This window comes from Vibrio sp. M260112 (genome assembly GCF_036533775.1).
Classification (GTDB): Bacteria; Pseudomonadota; Gammaproteobacteria; order Enterobacterales; family Vibrionaceae; genus Vibrio.
The window spans coordinates 1-2,663 of the sequence record NZ_JATABH010000110.1 but is presented as its reverse complement, the minus strand read 5'-3'; the positions used below and the strand labels follow the sequence as shown (position 1 = coordinate 2,663).

General features: G+C 48.7%; 2 protein-coding genes and 1 pseudogene. All 3 read left to right on the top strand.

Annotated elements, in window-relative coordinates:
- Positions 1 to 440 (top strand): annotated as a pseudogene (locus tag QTN95_RS20140) (type VI secretion system tip protein VgrG); the annotation flags it as partial.
- A complete protein-coding gene (locus QTN95_RS20135) occupies positions 422 to 1,021 on the top strand; it encodes a DUF4123 domain-containing protein (protein ID WP_331418767.1) in 600 nt (199 codons plus the stop codon). The pseudogene QTN95_RS20140 and the gene QTN95_RS20135, both read left to right, overlap by 19 nt.
- A gap of 2 nt (positions 1,022 to 1,023) precedes the next feature.
- On the top strand, positions 1,024 to 2,663 hold a 1,640-nt coding region (locus QTN95_RS20130), incomplete at its 3' end, for a LysM peptidoglycan-binding domain-containing protein (RefSeq protein ID WP_331418766.1).

Below are 2,663 nucleotides of genomic sequence, written 5' to 3'. Positions count from 1 at the left end.
TGGTCAAACAAGATGCCACCTCGATTGTGGAAGGGAGTCTGCATCAAAAAATCGCTCAGTTGCATGCATTTGAAATTGGCAATGAACTCCACATCAAAGCCGGTATGAAGGTCGTTATCGAAGCAGGCTCTGAAATGACTTTGAAAGCCTGTGGCAGCTTTATAAAACTAGACGCGTCTGGTGTTAGCTTGGTTGGCCCTAACGTGAATTTAAACTCGGGCGGTAGCCCAGGTAGTGGTAGTGGTTTTTCTGGGCAGATTGCTTTGCTGCCCAACTCCCTGACACAGGATATAACTCCCCCAGTTCAACAAGCAATGGCTGCGGATGGGTTGCTCCCAGCCATGAACCAAGTCGCATACAACAAGATGGTCGAAAATGGCTCGTTGCTAAAAGAACTTTGCCAATGTAATAGAGGTGGCCAATGTCAAATCCACAAATAATGCCTCAGTGGCGCGTTGAAATGGGGTCTGCGCCAATTTTCGTAGACGAATGGGATGTCTATATGATTATCGAGCCTGAACTTTGGCCAAATTGGCAAGTTCAGCTTTATCAAACCGTTCCAGAGCCCTTCTTTTGCCCCCTTTTCGAGCAGACACAATTTGCCAATATTGAACGTGGCCCCGTGTTAGTTGCTCTAGATGGGCGAGAGCTGTTTCCTATTGTAATAGAGAAAATGCAAAGCACACCTTGCGCAAGCCTTCTATATGTTAAAAAAGGCACACCTCAAACGTCACTGGTCAAACTCCTCAGAGAGCGTCTAGTCGTTTCGACAGGGCAATCGGACGCTTTGCTCCGTTACTATGAGCCACGAACCTTATTACCATTACTCGGGAGCATGACGGACGATGAACGCAGTCTGTTTTTCCAATCCATAGAGCAAATTCACTGGTACCACGGTCAATGGTATTGGGTGGCTATCGAACAGCCTCTCCACCCTCCTAAGCAATATCAGTGGACGATAACTCCAGAACACCTCTCTACGATGCAGTCGATTCTTAACACGAGTAATGGAGCCCTATGACAATGACTACCTATACTATTCAACCGGGGGATACCTTACTCCAAATTGCTATTGATCAAGGCGTCGAATATGTCGACCTCTTGACGCTGAATCCGCAATGTCAGACTGACCCAAATTACATTCGGGCGGGAGATACCTTAACACTACCTAAAGAAGTGATCATTGAGGTGCCTGAGCCCGATTATTCGCCTGAGCCACCCAGTACAGCGCTAGAGCCAAAATGTACTGGAGAAATTCTTAGTGCGCCTGTATGTCAGGGCATCGATGTCCATGACGTGCTGTTTTTTACTGGGGATTCACCAACAGACTATTACTGTTTGGCGCAAGAGGACCAAGCAAAGCTCAAACAAGAAATTCAGATCACCGACGAGCTGATTCAAGCCTATAAAACGCTGCTAGAAAACGCACCCAGTGGCGACAACATTGACCCCGCTGAGATGCAGCAGCATGCGCTAAAGAAAAAAGCGTGGCTTGAGCGGTGCGTCTATGCAGGGGCCATCAAGGTAGACGCGCCAAAAAACACCGCAGCAGGCACCGCGACTCAGTCTGCGGAACAACCAAAAACACAGAACTACATCGCAAGCAAAATCGCTGAACTTGAGAAACGCCGCGCGTTAGTGAACACTTATGTCCCGTACTTCTCTGAGCCATCCACCATCACGGTGCGCGATAACGTTCTCGCCGCTCTCGAGAAAGAGCTCACCTACTGGCAGAATTTAGCGAATAGACCTGTTGTACCAGAGTCTTCCAACAAACAAAGTGTTGATCTTAACAAGATGAACCACAAAACGCTTGAACGCACACCCGCGAAAAGGCATGTGCTAGAAGCCTGGCTCGTGAGCGAAAATCGACTTGTGTACCTGCGAGCGGATTTTGTCGAGCGTGCCAAAAACAACTGGAAACAAAATACCGTTAATGCCGAAGTCACTCGAGCCTTAGAAGCGAGGGACTGGCAAGGGCTAAAGCAAGCCTTTATCCAAGACATTAAAAAAGGCATTCGCGATGATATCGAGACCGGTAAGCTAGAGGCTGTCTTTGCCAACTGGAAAGCGGACGGTTGGAAAGCCCATGAATGGAAAGCGACTCAAAAGCTGCATGATGACAATGGCGAAGTTCTTTTTGCCAGCTCTCAAGAGGCGCAACTACTGCGCTTTGCGGCCCAAGCCAGCGTCAAAAGTACGATTGAACCATCCGAAGGCAAAATAGATATTGGCATTGGTGCGGAGGCCAGTTTCGCTCTCGCTGAAGGTGCGGTTGGGCTTCACCGTTACTTCCCCTATGAAGGTGGTTATACCCTAGAGCTTAGCTATCTTGATGCCAACAAACAGCCTGCCGTTTATCCTTTTGGTCACTTTAGAGCCAAAGTTAGCTTAATGCTCAGCTGTTTTGTTGGTGCGATGACCAGCGGGCGCTTAGAACTCACTAATCAAGCCAACAACAACCCCGGCCACCAAATACTGCTCTCTCCAAGCGTTAGTATGGGTACCAATGCTTCTGGTGGTGTCGGCGTGAAAGGCGATATCTTTGGTGGTGCTCAAGTTGGAGGTCAGGTTGAAGGGGGGCTGGAATGGAAAGCGCCGCAAGATACCAAACTGGATAAGGTGTTTGATTTCGCCACCCTCGCCAAAGTAGGTGCCAACGG

Bases quoted from the DNA above. Each gene is read 5' to 3' on its own strand.
- QTN95_RS20135 (WP_331418767.1), top strand. From the start codon at position 422: ATGTCAAATCCACAAATAATGCCTCAGTGGCGCGTTGAAATGGGGTCT.